The 16,404-nt window shown below is 61.1% G+C and carries 18 protein-coding genes and 2 tRNA genes; 17 read left to right on the top strand and 3 right to left on the bottom strand.

The window, feature by feature from the left end; all coding sequences use genetic code 11:
* Positions 1-5 precede the first annotated feature (5 nt).
* Positions 6-812, top strand: a complete 807-nt coding sequence (locus RNA01_RS02110; RefSeq protein ID WP_147178307.1) for an SH3 domain-containing protein — start codon at positions 6-8, stop codon at positions 810-812.
* Between the two features lie 23 nt (positions 813-835).
* Here RNA01_RS02110 and RNA01_RS02105 read toward each other — a convergent pair.
* A tRNA-Thr gene (locus RNA01_RS02105) sits at positions 836-910 on the bottom strand.
* A gap of 64 nt (positions 911-974) precedes the next feature.
* Between RNA01_RS02105 and RNA01_RS02100 the strand changes: the two genes are divergently transcribed.
* The 14 genes from RNA01_RS02100 to RNA01_RS02035 all read left to right on the top strand — a co-directional run bounded on the left by RNA01_RS02100 (position 975) and on the right by RNA01_RS02035 (position 12,726).
* Entirely contained in the window at positions 975-1,316 is a 342-nt protein-coding gene (locus RNA01_RS02100) for a hypothetical protein (protein WP_174824533.1), read from the top strand.
* A gap of 122 nt (positions 1,317-1,438) precedes the next feature.
* Positions 1,439-2,731 (top strand): UDP-N-acetylglucosamine 1-carboxyvinyltransferase, encoded by a 1,293-nt coding sequence (gene murA / locus RNA01_RS02095; RefSeq protein WP_147178305.1) that lies wholly within the window; start codon positions 1,439-1,441, stop codon positions 2,729-2,731.
* 161 nt (positions 2,732-2,892) lie between these two features.
* The gene (locus tag RNA01_RS02090; RefSeq protein WP_147178304.1) at positions 2,893-3,330 is read left to right on the top strand and encodes a DUF2948 family protein; all 438 of its coding nucleotides are present in this window, start codon (positions 2,893-2,895) and stop codon (positions 3,328-3,330) included.
* A 53-nt stretch (positions 3,331-3,383) separates the two neighbouring features.
* A complete protein-coding gene (gene hisD / locus RNA01_RS02085) occupies positions 3,384-4,682 on the top strand; it encodes a histidinol dehydrogenase (protein WP_147178303.1) in 1,299 nt (432 codons plus the stop codon).
* 3 nt (positions 4,683-4,685) lie between these two features.
* Positions 4,686-5,159 (top strand): UPF0262 family protein, encoded by a 474-nt coding sequence (locus tag RNA01_RS02080; protein ID WP_147178302.1) that lies wholly within the window; start codon positions 4,686-4,688, stop codon positions 5,157-5,159.
* A 4-nt stretch (positions 5,160-5,163) separates the two neighbouring features.
* Entirely contained in the window at positions 5,164-5,643 is a 480-nt protein-coding gene (locus tag RNA01_RS02075; RefSeq protein WP_147178301.1) for an arsenate-mycothiol transferase ArsC, read from the top strand.
* A gap of 121 nt (positions 5,644-5,764) precedes the next feature.
* Positions 5,765-5,983 carry a translation initiation factor IF-1 gene (infA, locus tag RNA01_RS02070; RefSeq protein ID WP_004435948.1) on the top strand — a complete coding sequence of 73 codons (219 nt, stop codon included), beginning with the start codon at positions 5,765-5,767 and terminating at the stop codon, positions 5,981-5,983.
* Between the two features lie 34 nt (positions 5,984-6,017).
* A complete protein-coding gene (locus RNA01_RS02065; RefSeq protein ID WP_147178300.1) occupies positions 6,018-6,638 on the top strand; it encodes a Maf-like protein in 621 nt (206 codons plus the stop codon).
* A gap of 3 nt (positions 6,639-6,641) precedes the next feature.
* Positions 6,642-6,851: a DNA gyrase inhibitor YacG gene (yacG, locus tag RNA01_RS02060; RefSeq protein WP_147178299.1), complete on the top strand. Its 210-nt coding sequence runs from the start codon at positions 6,642-6,644 to the stop codon at positions 6,849-6,851.
* 41 nt (positions 6,852-6,892) lie between these two features.
* Positions 6,893-8,683 carry a sugar phosphorylase gene (locus RNA01_RS02055; RefSeq protein ID WP_147178298.1) on the top strand — a complete coding sequence of 597 codons (1,791 nt, stop codon included), beginning with the start codon at positions 6,893-6,895 and terminating at the stop codon, positions 8,681-8,683.
* A 298-nt stretch (positions 8,684-8,981) separates the two neighbouring features.
* Positions 8,982-9,057, top strand: a tRNA-Phe gene (locus RNA01_RS02050).
* Positions 9,058-9,505: 448 nt separating this feature from the next.
* Complete coding sequence (locus RNA01_RS02045; protein ID WP_235916370.1) at positions 9,506-10,894, top strand: efflux RND transporter periplasmic adaptor subunit; 1,389 nt, start codon at positions 9,506-9,508, stop codon at positions 10,892-10,894.
* A complete protein-coding gene (locus RNA01_RS02040; protein WP_147178297.1) occupies positions 10,891-12,024 on the top strand; it encodes an ABC transporter permease in 1,134 nt (377 codons plus the stop codon). The genes RNA01_RS02045 and RNA01_RS02040 overlap by 4 nt, the downstream gene beginning before the upstream one ends.
* A 3-nt stretch (positions 12,025-12,027) precedes the next feature.
* Positions 12,028-12,726: an ABC transporter ATP-binding protein gene (locus RNA01_RS02035; RefSeq protein WP_147178296.1), complete on the top strand. Its 699-nt coding sequence runs from the start codon at positions 12,028-12,030 to the stop codon at positions 12,724-12,726.
* A gap of 428 nt (positions 12,727-13,154) precedes the next feature.
* On the opposite strand, the gene RNA01_RS02030 is transcribed toward RNA01_RS02035, so the two are convergent.
* Positions 13,155-13,430: a cysteine rich repeat-containing protein gene (locus tag RNA01_RS02030; protein ID WP_147178295.1), complete on the bottom strand. Its 276-nt coding sequence runs from the start codon at positions 13,428-13,430 to the stop codon at positions 13,155-13,157.
* A 102-nt stretch (positions 13,431-13,532) separates the two neighbouring features.
* Positions 13,533-13,841: a hypothetical protein gene (locus RNA01_RS02025; protein WP_147178294.1), complete on the bottom strand. Its 309-nt coding sequence runs from the start codon at positions 13,839-13,841 to the stop codon at positions 13,533-13,535.
* Between the two features lie 187 nt (positions 13,842-14,028).
* On the opposite strand from RNA01_RS02025, the gene RNA01_RS02020 reads away from it, so the two are divergent.
* Together RNA01_RS02020 and RNA01_RS02015 are read left to right on the top strand one after the other, a co-directional pair.
* Positions 14,029-14,757: a response regulator gene (locus RNA01_RS02020; RefSeq protein ID WP_147178569.1), complete on the top strand. Its 729-nt coding sequence runs from the start codon at positions 14,029-14,031 to the stop codon at positions 14,755-14,757.
* Positions 14,757-16,124: a sensor histidine kinase gene (locus tag RNA01_RS02015; protein ID WP_147178293.1), complete on the top strand. Its 1,368-nt coding sequence runs from the start codon at positions 14,757-14,759 to the stop codon at positions 16,122-16,124. Before RNA01_RS02020 ends, RNA01_RS02015 begins: the two co-directional genes overlap by 1 nt.
* The last annotated feature ends 280 nt before the right edge of the window (positions 16,125-16,404 follow it).

Genomic DNA, 16,404 nt, shown 5'->3' with positions numbered 1-16,404 from the left:
CGCCCATGTTCAAGATGATTGCTCGCCGCGCATGGCTTGCCGCCGCCACAGTATTGGCTACCATGCCGGCGCTTGCCGCCGAGCCGGAGGTCTGGACGATGACCACCCCGCAAGGAGTCTGCCGGCTGTCTTTCGAAGATGATCCGGTGGCGGATGGGGTTCGCGCGACGCTTTTCCATGACGAGGCTTGTTTCCAGCGTGCAAACCCGGTCACGGGCTATTCGATGAACAACGGCGATCACACCGTCATCCTCTATGCCACGAACGGCGGGCTGGCGATGGTCGGGCGTGCGGACATGGAGGAGCCGGGCCATTATGTCGGCGTCATCGATGACGGTGAGGAACTGACGCTGGACCAGGGCAACGCCGGCTCGGCCGGGACGCGCCCGCGCCCGGCTGCGCCTCCCATCGCGACATGCCTGCCCTATGTCGACGGCGGTTGCGCCCAGCCGAATGACATCGGAGCCCCGGACGTCTCTGCCGGGGTGACCTCAATCCAGTCGCTGACCCGCATGAACATCCGTGCCATGCCCGACAGGAGCGGTGCGGTGCTCGGCAAACTGGACAAGGGACAATGCGTGAGCGTGATCGGCTGCGTCGAGCAGAACGGCACCGTGATCTGGTGCGAGATCGAGATGGAAACTTATCGCGGTTGGGTGCTGAAACGGGACCAGAGCAAGATCTATACGCGCAACGCCTGCGGCACGGCAAGGACCGTCGATTCGAAGAAAGCTTCACGGCTCGGGCACATCGCCCGGGCCGTTCGTCCATCAGCCGCGCGCGAACGTCCGCCGGGGCGGTATCGAGGGTGATTTTTTGGGAAATCGCAAGAGAATGGTGCTGCTAGAGAGACTCGAACTCTCGACCTCTCCCTTACCAAGGGAGTGCTCTACCACTGAGCTATAGCAGCTTGTTAGGTCCGGCGCGTTTGCTCCGTCTCAAGCGAGCCGCCTATTGCCACAGCTTCCGGGGGGATGCAAGCCGCAAAACGAACTTCGTTTGAAGAAAACAGCGTTCGTTCGAGAACTCTTCCGCAAATCCGGGATTTCGGCTATCACCGCCGCATGAACAAAGAACTGGACGAAATCAGGCTGGAGGTCGCGGCGGGCGAGGGGAAAGGCCAAGCTGACCTTGGGCGCGAAGGTGCGCGCGTGCGCCACGCCGATATCGCTGCCGCGCAGCGCAAGGCGCGCGCGGCCAACACGCTGCGTGAAAATCTCATGCGCCGCAAACTCCAGCAGCGCTCGCGCCGCCAGGGGGCGGCCGACGAGACCGAAGGGTTGCCTGCCGCAAAATCGCCGGATCACGATGATTAACCGTTGCTGAACGGGCGAATTGAACCCGCATCGCTTTTCGTCTAAAGAGCCCACCCGACCGGGTGGCGGATTTCCACCCTTGATCAGGAAAGGCGGGTTTCAAACCCGTAACGTAGGCTTACATGGATCGTATCAGGATTGTCGGCGGCAACGAGTTAAACGGGGTTATCCCTATCTCCGGCGCCAAGAATGCCGCACTGCCCCTGATGATCGCCTCGCTACTGACCAGCGATACGCTGACGCTGGAAAACGTGCCGCATCTCGCCGACGTCGAACTCTTGCTCCGAATCCTTGGCAATCATGGCGTCGACGTCTCGGTCAACGGTCGCCGCGAGCGCCAGGACGATGGCTATTCCCGCACCATCCATTTCACCTGCCGCACCATCGTCGACACGACCGCCCCATACGAGCTGGTCTCGAAGATGCGCGCCAGCTTCTGGGTCATCGGCCCTCTTCTCGCCCGCGAGGGCAAGGCCCGTGTCTCGCTGCCGGGTGGCTGCGCCATCGGCACGCGTCCGGTCGACCTCTTCATCGAAGGCCTGACGGCGCTCGGCGCGACGATCGAGATCGATAGCGGTTATATCAATGCCACCGCGCCCAAGGGCGGCCTGATCGGCGCCAGCTATACCTTCCCGAAGGTTTCGGTCGGCGCGACCCATGTCATGCTGATGGCGGCTTCGCTCGCCCGCGGCACGACCGTGATCAACAATGCGGCGCGCGAACCGGAAGTGGTCGATCTCGCCAACTGCCTGAACGCCATGGGCGCCAGGATCTCCGGTGCCGGCACCGCGACGATTACCATCGAAGGCGTGCACAGCCTGTCGGGCGCGCGCCACCGCGTTCTGCCCGACCGCATCGAGACCGGCACCTATGCCATGGCGGTGGCCATGGCCGGCGGCGACGTCACGCTCGAAGGGACAGATGCCGGTCTTCTCGATCATGCGCTGGAGGCGATCCGCCGCGCCGGCGCCGAGATCACCACGACGCCTTCGGGCATCCGCGTCGTCGGCCATGGCAATGCGATCCAGCCCGTCGATGTCGTCACCGAACCCTATCCCGGCTTCCCGACCGACCTGCAGGCGCAGTTCATGGGCCTGATGACACGAGCTGACGGTGTCTCGCATGTCACCGAGACGATTTTCGAGAACCGCTTCATGCATGTCCAGGAGCTGGCGCGTCTCGGCGCCCATATCACGCTCAACGGCCAGACGGCGCGAATCGAAGGCGTCAGTCGGTTGCGCGGCGCACCAGTAATGGCCACAGACCTGCGCGCTTCGGTGTCGCTGGTGATTGCCGGGCTGGCGGCCGAGGGTGAGACCATGGTGTCGCGCGTCTATCATCTCGATCGCGGCTTCGAGCGGTTGGAAGAGAAGCTGACCCGTTGCGGCGCGGTGGTCGAGCGCATCACCGACTGAGTTTCTTTGTCCCTTGCATGTCTGTGACCGGTTGCCTCTTGCGTTGCGGCGACCTATGTCAAAAAGATGATTTCGCAAGATCAGCGCAGACGATACATCGGATCTCTGTCTTCGGTCGGGCGATCAAGCATGTGATGGACTGCCAATCGGACAATGGTGATATGACAAGCCTGAAGCTTCTCGCTCTCGATGCCGACGACCTCGCGGTCATCTCGGCCCACATGCAGGACGCCGTGTTCAAGGTTGCCGACATCACCTTTCAGCCTCGTCCGGGCCTGTTTGCGCTGGCTGTCAACCGCTTCGTCTGGGAAGGGGTCGGGGAGGCGCGAAAGAGCTACGAACGTCGTCGCGCCGTGCTCTCCTTCAAACGTGTCAATGCGGTTCGCTCCATGGGCTTTGATCGCCGTAAGGGGGATGACGTGCTGTCGCTGCTCGCCATCCGTTTTCGCGTCGAGGGCGAGGGGCCGGAAGGCGTGATGGAACTGGTTTTGTCGGGTGGCGGCATGATCGCTCTCGACGTTGAATGTATCGAGGCGCAGCTTGCGGATACCGGCGGGGCATGGGAAACCAACCGCAAGCCTGGTCATCCGGGTGATTGACCGGTTTCTTGCCGGGCAAGTGCGTAAGGCGGGGTAGGAAGGAAGCAGGGGACGTGGCGATCTGGTTGGATCAGGCATCGGAAGGTTTTGGCGAGAAGTTTGCCGCCTTCCTGACGACGAAGCGGGAAGTGTCGGACGACGTCAATGACGTTGTCAAAGCGATTATCGCTGACGTCAGGGCACGTGGCGACGTCGCGCTTGTTGACTATTCGCGTCGTTTCGACGGAATAGATTTTGCCGAGACGACAATGCGCGTCACGGCTGCGGAAATCGAAGAAGCGGCGGCCAAGGTTTCGCCCGAGGTCATGGATGCGCTGCGGCTTGCCGCCGAACGCATCGAAAAGCACCACGCCCGCCAGATGCCGAAGGACGATATCTACGAGGACGCGCTCGGTGTCGGCCTCGGCTCGCGTTGGACGGCGATCGAGGCGGTCGGTCTTTACGTGCCGGGTGGCACGGCGAGCTATCCGAGTTCGGTGCTGATGAATGCCCTGCCGGCCAAGGTCGCAGGCGTCGAGCGCATCGTCATGGTCGTTCCCGCCTCCGGCGGCTCGATCAATCCGACGGTGCTGGCCGCGGCCAAGATCGCGGGTGTCGAGGAGATCTACCGGATCGGCGGGGCGCAGGCGGTTGCGGCCCTTGCCTATGGCACGGAGACGATCGCCCCGGTCGCCAAGATCGTCGGTCCCGGTAATGCCTATGTGGCGGCCGCCAAGCGCCAGGTCTTCGGCACGGTCGGCATCGACATGATCGCCGGGCCTTCCGAAGTGCTGGTGATCGCCGACGCAAACAACAATCCTGACTGGCTGGCGGCCGATCTTCTGGCCCAGGCCGAGCACGACCCGGGTGCCCAGTCCATTCTGATCACCGACGATGCCGATTTGGGCAAGGCGGTCGAAGCCGCCGTCGAGCGACAGATCAAGTCCCTCGGTCGCTCGCAAACGGCGGCGGCCAGCTGGCGCGATTTCGGCGCGATCATTCTGGTCAAATCACTTGCTGATGCCATCCCTCTTGCCAACCGCATCGCGGCCGAGCATCTGGAACTCGCCGTCGATGATCCGGAAGCGCTGATGGCGGGTGTTCGTAACGCCGGCGCGATCTTCGTCGGCCGCTATACGCCTGAAGTGATCGGCGACTATGTCGGCGGCTCCAACCATGTGCTGCCGACGGCGCGTTCGGCGCGCTTCTCGTCCGGCCTTTCCGTGCTCGATTTCGTCAAGCGCACCTCGATTCTGCGGCTCGGGCCAGAGCAGCTGCGCAAGCTTGCGCCAGCGGCGATCGCATTGGCCAAGAGCGAAGGGCTCGACGCCCATGCGCGCTCAGTCGCGATCCGGCTGAACCTCGAAGGTTGAACGATGGCGAAGGGCGACTTTCGGCTCTGCGATGTTGTGCTGGACGAGACGATCGGTCGTTCGACGCCGGATGTCGAGCACGAGCGCGCCGTCGCCATCTTCGACCTGATCGAGGAAAACTCCTTCGAGCCAGTCGGCCATGCCGGAGGTCCCTACAAGCTGCTCCTGTCGCTGGTCGACAGCAAGCTGGTCTTCTCGATCAGGACTGAAAGTGACGAAGCGGTGGCGACCCATATTCTGTCGCTCACCCCGTTTCGCCGGATCATCAAGGACTACTTCATGATCTGTGAAAGCTATTACGAGGCGATCCGCTCCTCGACACCCTCGCAGATCGAGGCGATCGACATGGGGCGCCGTGGCATTCACAATGAGGGGTCGCAGACGCTGATGGACCGCCTGTCGGGCAAGATCAAGCTCGATTTCGACACCGCCCGCCGGCTCTTCACGTTGGTCTGCGTGCTCTATTGGCGCGGCTAGCCGGATGGCTCCGGAACAGGATCCCGGCACCCAGCGGCGCATGCCGGGGGCAATCTTGTTTGTCTGCGGCATGAACGCGATCCGTTCGCCCATGGCCGAGGTGATCGCCAGGACAATCCTGCCGACCGGCACCTACCTGGCATCGGCCGGGGTGAGGGCCGGTGAACGCGACCCATTCGTTGATGCCGTTCTAGATGAGATTGGTCTCTCGCTCGGAAAACGCCAGCCACAGACGCTTGACGATCTCGACGACGACTATTTCGACATGGTCGTGACACTGGCGCCGGAAGCCCATCATGCGGCGCTTGAACTCACCCGTTCCTCCGCCGTCGATGTCGTCTATTGGCCAATGCCCGATCCGACGGTCGCGACTGGCACACGCGAACAGATTCTTGGCGCCTATCGCGAGGTGCGCGACCGGCTGAAGCGCCTGATCGAACAGCGGCTCGCAAGTCCCGGAACCCCTGCTGGAACCGGTGTTTGAAACAAAATCGAAAAGCCCGATCTACAAGGTTCACAAAACCTTGGTGATTGTGTAGTTTCCGCCCACATTTTCGGGGCCCGGACGGGCATCCCGACCAACGCTCAAGAAAGACAATCGCTCAATGGCAAAAGAAGAAGTCCTCGAATTTCCCGGCGTCGTCACCGAATTGCTGCCCAATGCGACGTTCCGGGTGAAGCTGGAAAACGAGCACGAGATCATCGCCCACACGGCGGGACGCATGCGCAAGAACCGCATCCGCGTTCTCGCCGGCGACAAGGTTCTGGTCGAAATGACCCCTTATGACCTGACCAAGGGTCGCATCACCTATCGCTTCAAGTGATCGCCGATTGTCGGCGGAGGCTGCGAGAGGGGCGATGGAACTGAGACAGAAGTTGATACTGGCCTCCGGGTCGCCGCGCCGTCTCGATCTGCTGAAGCAGGTGGGGATCGAGCCCGCGCGCCTGATGCCGATGGACCTCGACGAGACGCCCAAGAAGTCGGAGCACCCGCGTTCCCTGGCGCGTCGCCTTTCGACCGACAAGGCTAAGGCCGCCTATGGCGAGATCCACCGCGACCCGGCATGGAACGGCAGCTACATCGTCGCCGCCGATACTGTTGTCGCGGTCGGCCGCCGCATTCTGCCGAAGGCGGAATATCTCGAAGAGGCCTCCTCGGCGCTGCATCTTCTGTCCGGCCGTAGCCACTGGGTTTTCACCGGCGTTTGCCTGATCACGCCCGGCGGCACTGTTCGCCAGAGGATCGTCGAGACCAAGGTGCGTTTCAAGCGGCTCTCGGGTCTCGACGTCGAAAGCTATCTCGCTTCCGATCAATGGCGTGGCAAGGCCGGCGGTTATGCCGTCCAGGGCATTGCCGGATGCTTTGTCCAGAAGCTCGTAGGCTCCTATACCAATGTCGTTGGCTTGCCCTTGTTCGAGACCCTGCAGATGCTGTCGGGGGAAGGCTTCGCGGTGCAGTCCGGCTGGACGGAGGGCTGAATTATGGCTGATGCAGGCAACGGCCACTCCGCCAAGGTGGAGCCACTGCGCAAGCCACGTCCCTGTTCGGAATGCGGCAGGCCCTCGCAGCGCGAACACTATCCCTTCTGTTCCGATCGCTGCCGTAATCTCGACCTGTCGCGCTGGCTCAAGGGCAGCTACGCGATCCCTGTGGTCGAGGATGACAGCAAGGCGGACGACGGATACGAATGACCGCCGTTTGACAAAGGTCATTCGCGTGCTAGTCTTTTGCGATGCAGCAAGAGACGGAGAAACAGTCGCCTGCGGGCCGCGGCGAAGACGAGGGGGCTCCTCGGCGCCTACGCGAGAGCCTGACGCTGCATCTGGAGAACATATATCCGGAAAGTGATGCCACCGATCTGGCTCGGCAAGTCATTTCCGCTTTCTGGCCCGACGGCATGCGACCGCGTCGACGCGGCCGCAGCCCCCTTCATCCGATCTGGAGCGAGCGCGATACCTATGTCATCACCTATGGCAACAGCCTGGTGGATGGGGAACACAAGCCGCTCGATCTTCTCTTTGATTTCTTCACCACGCGGCTGAAGGGCATTGTCAGCGGCGTCCACATACTTCCCTACTTTCCCTACACATCGGATGACGGTTTTTCCGTCACCGACTACCGAGCGGTCAACAGTATTCTAGGGGACTGGCAGGATATCGAGCGGATTGCGTCGCAATTCCGCCTGATGTCGGACCTTGTGCTCAATCACGGCTCCAGTCAGAGCGCCTGGTTTGCCGAATACCTGCAGGGCCATGCACCCTACGACAAGTTCTATTTCGAGGCATCGCCCGAGGATGATCTTTCGGCAGTGGTGCGGCCGAGGGCACATCCGCTTCTGCGCGAGGTCGAAACGGCGAATGGCGTCCGTCATGTCTGGGCGACTTTCAGCCATGACCAGATTGATTTCGATTTCTCAAATCCGGACGTGTTGCTTGAGTTTATCCGAATTTTCCGCTTCCATATCGCGAAGGGCGTTCGCACGGTTCGGCTCGATGCCGTAGCTTTCGTCTGGAAGGAGGTTGGCACCAATTGCATTCACTTGCCGCAAACCCATGAGATTGTGCGGCTTTTCAGATTGCTGGCTGACTATGCCGAAGAGCCGGTTGTGCTTATTACGGAGACCAATGTTCCGAATGTCGAGAATCTCTCCTATTTCGGCAACAGGAACGAAGCGCATGCCATCTACAATTTCTCCCTTCCGCCGCTAATTCTGCATGCTTTGTTGAACGGCACGTCGAAGCATTTGTGTTCGTGGCAGATGGCCATGCCACCGGCCCAGCTTGGCTGTGCTTATCTGAATTTCACCGCGTCCCATGATGGAATTGGCCTGCGCCCCGCCGAGAGTCTCCTGGAGGACAGCGAGATTTCCGACATGATTGAGACCGTGCAGGGCTTTGGCGGGCTGGTCAGCATGCGCAGGATGCCGGATGGCGGCTTCCGTCCCTATGAGCTGAATGTCACCCTCTTCGACGCCCTGAAGGGAACTGTGAAGGGCCTTGATGACTGGAATGTCGAGCGCTTTCTCTGCAGTCAGGCAATCGCCATGGCGCTGGAAGGTATTCCGGCGATCTATATCCATTCGTTGCTGGCGACGCCAAATGATCTGGAAGGTGTTGAAAAGGCCGGCTACAATCGCGCCATCAACCGCCATCGCTGGAACTACCCCGAGCTTCTGGCGCGTCTTGCCGACCCGCAAAGCCTTCAGGCGCGGGTGTTTGCCGAAATGAAGCGGCTGCTGGCGATCCGCATCCGCCAGCCGGCCTTTCATCCCAATGCGACGCAATTTACCCTGCAGCTTGGTGAAACGTTTTTCGGCTTCTGGCGCCAGAGCGCCGACCGGACGCAGAGCATTTTTGCCATCCACAACCTGTCGGATGAGATGGAGACCATTCCAGCCGTATCGCTCAACCTGATCGGTGGTGAGAACTGGCTGGACCTTCTGAGTGGCGAGTGCGTGCGCCAACATGGCGGCGTCATCGAGTTTGCGCCCTATCAGTGCCGCTGGATCAGCAACAGGCAGTGAGCGGGCTTTATTCCAAGGCTTGTTGCCGTCTGCGCAGGGATCCCCGTCGTCTATGTCACGCTCGCGTTTCGCGCACTATCGTGGTCAAATGGCAGTCACCATTCTGATCGGTCTGACGCGCCTGCGACGGAACTCCTTTGAATCGTTGGATTTTTCAGCTTTTTCGCAAAGCTGTCAAAAAAGTGGCTTTTGCCGCTGGACATGGCCGAACAAGATGTTATAACGCGCTCGCTTCCGGGGGAAACGCTTCCCCCATCGGCCGAAACACCACTCTTTGAGTGATGTTGAAAGCCCGGATGCCCGGATAGCTCAGTTGGTAGAGCAGCGGATTGAAAATCCGCGTGTCGGTGGTTCAAATCCGCCTCCGGGCACCATTTCTTCTAAGAAATTATTCAGTTGCCAAGAGCTTTCTAAGCTTGGTTTCGCTGGGGCTGCGCTAGCGGCATCTAGAGCAGCCGGAAATGCTCTTTTCCGCAAAGGACTTCCATGCCCGTCGCGGCTGCATGGTCGGCGCAGCTTTGCATTCACCCAGATCACGCCGGGCGGCGGAAATTGATCCCTACCAAAACGGTAGGGCTTGACGTCAGTTTTGGCAGAGCATGCATGTCATTTCTGGCAGATTGAAGCTGCATGCGCATATCGAGATCGGCTCCGGCTTCCGCTCGGTCCGGCAGGGTGGGTCAACGATTGGGATACGCGCTCCGGAGTGCTTTCGAGCGGGAAGGCGCGCGGGAGTCCAGCGGCCGCGATCCCGTTTGCCCGGATCGCGGCGGCGAGCGCATTTTAAGCTCTAAAGCGTTTCTCTGAGCGCAACTGCAGGCAATGGTTGTTATCCTGGGCCTGTGGTCGGCATGCCTACTTTTATTCTTTCGAAAAAGCGGATGGGGCGGTGACAAATCGAATATATTAAGAATAGTATGTGTGCACCGCGGCGATGGCGCGATCTTTTTCCACGAGGCCGGACGAAGATTGGACGGTCCTCGATCGCAGAGCGAGGCACACAGAAGACGGAGTCGATTCCGTGTCAACAACAGCGTCCGGACATCATCTATGAAAAAATCGCATATGAAACTGGTCGCAGGCCTCGTTTTCGTCGCCGCACTTGCCGCAGGCGGCTACATCTTCATGCAGAACCGGCCGCTCAATGTCGGTGTCGTGACGCCTTCCGAAACCGTGCCGATCCGTGTGTTTGGCCTGGGGACGGTCGAGGCGAGAGTTCTGTCGAACGTTGGGTTCGAGGTTTCCGGAACTGTCACGGAATTGCATGCCGATCACGGAGATCGGGTGGAGAAGGGGGCAATTCTCGCCCGGCTTGATTCCGCCGAACAGCAAGCGCGGCTTGAGCAAGCCAAGGCGACACAACTGGCAGCGCAAACGAGCATTCTCAAGGCCGAGGCGAATGTGCGGCGGGCTGAGGCCGTCTATGCGCAGCGCCTCGAAGACAGCAACCGCAAACAGTCGCTCGCCAGCCGCAACGCGATCACCGGGCAAGAGGCAGGCGAGGCGCTTCGAGACGAAAAAGTGGCTGCGGCGGATCTTTCCGTTGCCAAAAGCGAGGTCGAGGTCGCCAAGGCGCAACTGACCGATGCGATCGCCAAGTTGAGCTATGAGGAAACCATCCTCCAGCAGCATGTGCTGCGCGCGCCATATGATGGCGTCGTGATCGACCGCAGGAAAGAAGTCGGCTCTGTAATCAGTTCGGGAGAGGTGATGTTCACCCTCGTGCAGCCGGATACCATCTGGACCCTGGCCTATGTCGATGAGGAGCAGGCCGGCGCGCTTGAGGTCGGGCTGCCCGCCGAAATCCGCATGCGCTCACGTCCCAACACGGCCATACAGGGTCGTGTTGCGCGGATCGGCCTGGAAAGCGATCGCGCCAACGAGGAACGTAAGGTGTGGGTCAAATGCAACAACTGTCCGCAGCAACCCTACCTGGGGGAACAGGCCGAGGTCTGGATTACGGTTAAGACTCTTGCGCAGGCGCTGATGGTTCCGCAGAATGCCATTTATGACTTTGATGGTTTGACCGGCAAGGTCTGGGTGCTTGAGGACGGTCGGTTGCGGCGGATCAAACTAACGTTCGGATATCGCTCCGAAGATGCCCGCTATGAGGTCACGGGCGGCCTGCCGGAAGGGGCATCTATCGTCACTTCGCGAGGCCCGGGTCTCAAAGAGGGTCGATCCGCAACTGCTTTGCAGGGCAAGTCATGAACCTGGCCTATCGCGACGTTCGCCATAGCCTCTTCCGCTTCGTGCTCACTTGCCTAGGGCTCAGCCTGCTCATGGCTGTGGTCCTGGCAATGATGGGGATCTATAACGGCGCGGTCATCGATGCGCTCACGATCGCGCGGGCTCCAAAGGTCGATATTTGGGTGGTGGAGGCCGACACCAATGGCCCCTTCGCAGAATCGTCACGGGTGCCGGGAGCGACGCGCGAGGCTGTTGCCCGGCTGCATGGCGTAGCGGAGGCCGGCAGTGTTACCTACCAGAACGCCGATGGTGTCTATAACGGTATGAGTCGCCGTCTCTATATCATCGGCTATGAGCCTTCCCGGCTGGGGGGGCCGCAGGATCTGGTTGCAGGCCGGCCGATCACCCGCACGCACTTCGAGTTGATCGCTGACATGCGTACCGGTCTGGCGCTGGGCGACCGCGTGCGCCTGGGCCGCAACTATTTCAATGTCGTCGGCCTCGTGCGGAACCATGTGAACTCCGGTGGCGACCCGGCTGTCTATATTTCGCTCCTCGACGCGCAGACCCTTCAATTCGAGATCGATCCGGCCGCAGTGCGCGTGAAACGTGCCAAAGGCGAGGTCAGCGAGAACCAGGACAGTGTGAACGCGGTGATCGCACGTCTCCAACCCGACGCAGACCCGGAGCAAGTCACTGAAACCGTGCGCCGGTGGAAACACCTGTCCGGCTTGACACAGGCTCAGGAGGAAACGTTTTTGACGCGGTCGGTGGTCGACCGGCAACGCCGCCAGCTCGGCTTGTTCATGGCGATTCTGATGGTCGTGTCCGCCGTTGTGATCGCGCTCATCATCTACATGATGACGATGGAGAAACTGAAGCAGATTGCGACGCTGAAGTTGATCGGCGCACCCGATCGAACGATCATTGGGTTGATCGTCCAGCAGGCTCTCGCGCTGGGGGCGACCGGGTGGTTCTTCGGTCTCGGCATGCTGTACCTCATCAAGGATTTCTTTCCGCGGCGTGTTGTTCTCGACGCCCAGGATGCCCTGCTACTTGCCGGTATCATCGGAGTCGTCTGTCTGGCGGCCAGTGGACTTGGCATCCGTGCGGCGCTGAAAGCCGATCCGGCAACTGCGTTGGGAGGGTAGCCGATGGCCGAACAGGAGCGCGACGTCCTCGTCGATGTCAGCAATATTTCCAAGCATTTCGGGGAAGGCCAGACGCGCGTCGACGCCCTCAAAAATGTCAGCCTGCAGATCCGCTCCGGCGAAGTGGTGGCGCTGCTCGGCCCCTCCGGCTCGGGCAAGACGACATTGCTCAATGCGATTGGCTGCATCATGGAGCCGACCAGCGGGCGCATCACACTTGATGGCGAACCGGTCTACGAGGATCGCTGGCTGAAGGACGATCTGCGACGGCTTCGGCTCGACAAGGTCGGCTTCATCTTCCAGTTCCACAATCTCCTGCCTTTCCTGAACGCAGTCGACAACGTCGCGCTGGTGCTGGAGTTGGCGGGCCAGGAGCCGGACGACGCGAACCGGGAAGCCAGGCGTCTGCTCGACTATCTCGAGGTGGGGCACCGCAGGGATTCGATGCCGGCAAAGCTATCGGGCGGTGAAGCCCAACGCGTGGCCATTGCCCGCGCGCTTGCCAACCGACCTCGCATCATTCTCGCCGACGAACCGACGGCTGCGCTTGATTCCAAGCGCGCCGGCATTGTCATGGATCTTCTCCGCAAGCTTGCGGCGGACAACGATGCCTGCATCATCGCGGTGACCCACGATGAGAAAATCTTCAATCGCTTTGACCGGATCTTCAATCTGCGCGATGGCCAGCTGGAAACGGTCTGAGCCGGATGGGGCGCGGCGGTAGATAGGTTCCGGGAGAGGGCGGGTTCTTCGAGGCTGCGCTCCATCCTGTTTTCGACAGGCGGCACAGACCCTGCCGGCTGGCGGCGAAGGGCCGCCCGCTCGTAGCCCATCGGGTGGATGAGATGCGTCGCGTGGGGTGCGACGCGCTCCGTTGCTCTGAGCGTTATTGCGATCCTTCTTTGTCTGGATCGGCGGGCTGAGGGACGGCAGGAGGCAGTGGGTCCCAAGGGTTTGCTTGGCCACAGGCAGATGCAAACGGTCGTCGTGACATCCAGAAATGGAAGTCGCCATGACGGCCACAAATGCGCTCTGGCCCGGTGCGGCAGAGAAAGGGCCAAGTTCGCTGGGCCGTCCGCCTGTTCTGGTCCCGTGAGAACAGCGATGTGCGCCCTAAGGTGGCGTGACTGTCATGGTGTCAACACTTCGGTCAATGCCGCCCGGCACCCGGGCGTGACCGACGTCTCATGCGCCTGAAGGCACTTGGCGATGCGGCCGCCGCCATACTCAATGCCCCTGCAGAGTTGTTGGATGTCGGCCTTGCAGGTACGGAGCACCTTATAGGCCTTGGCGCGCAACTCGGGCGAGACCGGCGTTTGCGCATGAGCCGCAGGTATGGCCATTACAGCGAGGCCCGCGGCAAGCAAGGCAATAAAAGTGCGGTGGCGATGAAAGAAAGAAGGCATGGTTCGGTTCCTGTCTGTCCTGAGTGAAACGGGGGATCCGGCGGTGGGTGCAGGGAAGCGGAGAAGAGACCCACCGCCGGACATCATGAAGGCGGGTGGCGGTTACCAGTGGACCCCACCCTCACGATAGATCGTCCCGCCGTTCGGTCCGGTGGTGGTGCTGGAACTGGCGCAGGAACGGCTTGCCGGATCGCAGACAACAGAGCGGTTGCGGCTTGCCATATTGCCATACGGCCCGGTTCGGGTCACGCTGCGGCTGCAGCTATAGCCGACACAGGAGCCGCTGACGCTGAGCTGGGCGGTGCCTCTATAACCGGTCACTGTCCGGTTGCGGCTCCAGGCATGAGCCTCGGAAACGGTAATGACCGTAAAGGCGGCAGCGATCAGTCCGCTGGCAATCTGCTTCATCATGGTGTGTTCCTCTTGGTGCGAGCCGATCGAGTCGACCGGGGTGACGAACCAAGACTCGCAACCGAATGTAGGGCGGGTTTCGCGCGCGGATGTCGCTTCGTCACAAAAGATCGTCACCATGTTGCAATTTGTATCAACCGCCCGGAACCGCTTGATCAGGGCAGCGCTTACCCACATTCTGGCGATCATGACGAGCCAGCCGATCAGCCAGCCCCAGACCATTTTGATTGCCGACGACGACGCCGATATCCGCCGGCTGGTCGGTGATCTTCTCGCCCGCGAAGGCTATCGTGTCGAACGCGCGGAAGATGGTGCTGAGCTCGACGTCATATTGCGACGCACGCCGGTGGATCTTTTCATTCTCGATCTGATGATGCCCGGGGAAGACGGCTTGAGCATCTGCCGGCGCCTTCGGGCTGGAGACGACACGCCGATCCTAATGCTCACTGCCAAGGGTGATGAAACGGACCGGGTCGTCGGTCTGGAACTCGGTGCTGACGACTACCTCGTGAAGCCCTTTGGTACACGCGAACTCCTGGCAAGGATCCGTGCGCTTCTGCGCCGGGCAGGACAGAGGCCGCGTACCGCTGCCACACGGCGCTATACCTTCGATCGGTTCGTTATCGATCTGGATGCGCGTTCTCTGGTGATCGATGACGCGGATCCGGTTCCATTGACGAGCAGCGAGTTCGATCTGCTTGCCTGCTTCGTGACACGGCCGCGTCGCGTATTGTCGCGCGATCAGATCCTCGACTGGACCCATGGTCGGCTGTCCGATCCCTTCGACCGCACGGTCGACATTCTCGTTTCGCGGTTGCGCAAGAAGCTGGATGCGGCAGGCTCGGGGACAGGCCTCATCACCACGGTACGCAACAACGGCTATTTGCTGACTGCGATCGTCCGGCAGGTACCGTAATGGTCCGGCTTGGCCTCTCCGCACGACTCGTCGCCATTGCCGGCACGGCGCTTTTGGCGATCTGGGTTACACTGTTGGCGTCTTATTATCTGAGCAACGGGCTGCGTAGCGCGGCCTCTTTGCCCGCCCCGGGACAACTGGCGGCGATTGCCGACATTATCCGCGCGGCCGAGCCTGCCGCCCGGCCGCGGTTGATCGAGGCATTTGACTCGGCCATTTTGGCAGTCAGGATTGAAGATGGTCTGGCGGGTTCGAATGCTGGCCTTGAGGTGGACGTTATGTCCGATGCGCGCTTCGCTCCCTATGTCGAACGCCTCGGTGATGATCTGTTGGCCATCACCATGCTGGCGCGTAATGGCGAGCGCTCGCGCCTGCCGCTTTTGTTCGGCGGGCAGAACAACCCGGTCGAGTTTGCCGTATCAATCGACGCCGGCGACGTCCTCATCCTCGAGACCCGCACGCCTTTTCTGGTCACGCCCTACGGCTTGCCGGTCGGTCTCGGTGCCGGCTTGATGGGCACGTTATTCGCCTTGGCCGCCGTCGTCATTCTGCATCGAGAACTTCAGCCTTTGCGGCGTCTCGCTGCGGCTGTCGACGAGATGGACCCCGCAGCGACCCCCGTGCCGGTGCCGGACGTTCGTTTCAGTGCGCCCGAAACGCGCACGTTGGTCGAGGCTTTCGCGCGCTTGCAGACTAGACTGCACCAGATGCTCGCGGCTCGGCTCGCTTTGATCGGTGGCATCCAGCATGACGTCCGCACCTTTGCTACCCGTTTGCGCTTGCGTGCCGAGCAGATTCCAGACGAGGGCGAGCGCGAGCGCGCCATCGCCGACATAGGCGACATGATCCAGCTGCTCGACAATGCGCTCTTGGCCGGGCGAGCCGGAGTGGGCTCCCTTGATGAGGAGCTATTGGAAATTGCTCCCATCGTCGAGGCTGAAGCCGGGAACGATGGTTCCGCGATGGCTTCGAGAACCCTTGTTGTCTCCGGGTCCGCCGCCTCGGCCATGCTGATCGGTGATCGCCTGGCCTTGCGTCGGATCGTCTCCAACCTCGTTGACAATGCGGTCAAATACGGTCAGCGCGCGCATGTCACTCTCGATGTCGAAGACGGATGGATCGTGCTGATCGTGGATGACGAGGGAGCAGGGATTGCGACGCAAGATCGCGAGCTCCTATTCGAGCCTTTTGTCCGGCTGGAGGGCTCCCGCGCCCGTAAGACCGGCGGCGCCGGGCTTGGCCTGGCGGTTGTGCGCAATCTGGTCGAAGCCCAAGGGGGGAGAATTTCTGCTGGGGACGCACCAGGCGGCGGGGCACGTTTCACCGTCCGCCTGCCGATTTTCCTTGCCGCGCGCCAAGCGTTATGACGCTGCGCCTCCTGTTGCGTGTGGCGCGTAGGCGATCCTCGCCGCTTCGGCGTGTTTTGCCTTGCCTTTCCGGGCTTTATTTGTGTCGTTTTCGATTTGTTAACCTTCAGGCAAGAAACTCATCATAGAGACTACAGCCTACGTCGGAGTGGGATCTGTCCAAGGCAGACTCCCGTCGGGCATGACGCCGTCCCGCCGTACCGGTTTCAATCCGGTATGAGAGTGCATCAAGGGGTTCCGGGAACAGCCTTCGGTGAACGTGGATCTAGCTGTGCTGCCG

The organism is Paenirhizobium naphthalenivorans (assembly GCF_007992095.1).
Taxonomy (GTDB): Bacteria; Pseudomonadota; Alphaproteobacteria; order Rhizobiales; family Rhizobiaceae; genus Allorhizobium; species Allorhizobium naphthalenivorans.
This window is presented reverse-complemented; position numbering and strand designations above follow the sequence as displayed.

Excerpts from the sequence above, each read along its gene's own strand:
- RNA01_RS02110 (WP_147178307.1), top strand. The coding sequence starts at position 6 with ATGTTCAAGATGATTGCTCGCCGCGCATGGCTTGCCGCCGCCACAGTA.
- RNA01_RS02100 (WP_174824533.1), top strand. The coding sequence starts at position 975 with ATGCAAGCCGCAAAACGAACTTCGTTTGAAGAAAACAGCGTTCGTTCG.
- murA (WP_147178305.1), top strand. The coding sequence starts at position 1,439 with ATGGATCGTATCAGGATTGTCGGCGGCAACGAGTTAAACGGGGTTATC.
- RNA01_RS02090 (WP_147178304.1), top strand. The coding sequence starts at position 2,893 with ATGACAAGCCTGAAGCTTCTCGCTCTCGATGCCGACGACCTCGCGGTC.
- RNA01_RS02080 (WP_147178302.1), top strand. The coding sequence starts at position 4,686 with ATGGCGAAGGGCGACTTTCGGCTCTGCGATGTTGTGCTGGACGAGACG.
- RNA01_RS02075 (WP_147178301.1), top strand. The coding sequence starts at position 5,164 with ATGGCTCCGGAACAGGATCCCGGCACCCAGCGGCGCATGCCGGGGGCA.
- infA (WP_004435948.1), top strand. The coding sequence starts at position 5,765 with ATGGCAAAAGAAGAAGTCCTCGAATTTCCCGGCGTCGTCACCGAATTG.
- RNA01_RS02065 (WP_147178300.1), top strand. The coding sequence starts at position 6,018 with ATGGAACTGAGACAGAAGTTGATACTGGCCTCCGGGTCGCCGCGCCGT.
- yacG (WP_147178299.1), top strand. The coding sequence starts at position 6,642 with ATGGCTGATGCAGGCAACGGCCACTCCGCCAAGGTGGAGCCACTGCGC.
- RNA01_RS02055 (WP_147178298.1), top strand. The coding sequence starts at position 6,893 with ATGCAGCAAGAGACGGAGAAACAGTCGCCTGCGGGCCGCGGCGAAGAC.
- RNA01_RS02045 (WP_235916370.1), top strand. The coding sequence starts at position 9,506 with ATGGTTGTTATCCTGGGCCTGTGGTCGGCATGCCTACTTTTATTCTTT.
- RNA01_RS02040 (WP_147178297.1), top strand. The coding sequence starts at position 10,891 with ATGAACCTGGCCTATCGCGACGTTCGCCATAGCCTCTTCCGCTTCGTG.
- RNA01_RS02035 (WP_147178296.1), top strand. The coding sequence starts at position 12,028 with ATGGCCGAACAGGAGCGCGACGTCCTCGTCGATGTCAGCAATATTTCC.
- RNA01_RS02030 (WP_147178295.1), bottom strand. The coding sequence starts at position 13,430 with ATGCCTTCTTTCTTTCATCGCCACCGCACTTTTATTGCCTTGCTTGCC.
- RNA01_RS02025 (WP_147178294.1), bottom strand. The coding sequence starts at position 13,841 with ATGATGAAGCAGATTGCCAGCGGACTGATCGCTGCCGCCTTTACGGTC.
- RNA01_RS02020 (WP_147178569.1), top strand. The coding sequence starts at position 14,029 with ATGACGAGCCAGCCGATCAGCCAGCCCCAGACCATTTTGATTGCCGAC.
- RNA01_RS02015 (WP_147178293.1), top strand. The coding sequence starts at position 14,757 with ATGGTCCGGCTTGGCCTCTCCGCACGACTCGTCGCCATTGCCGGCACG.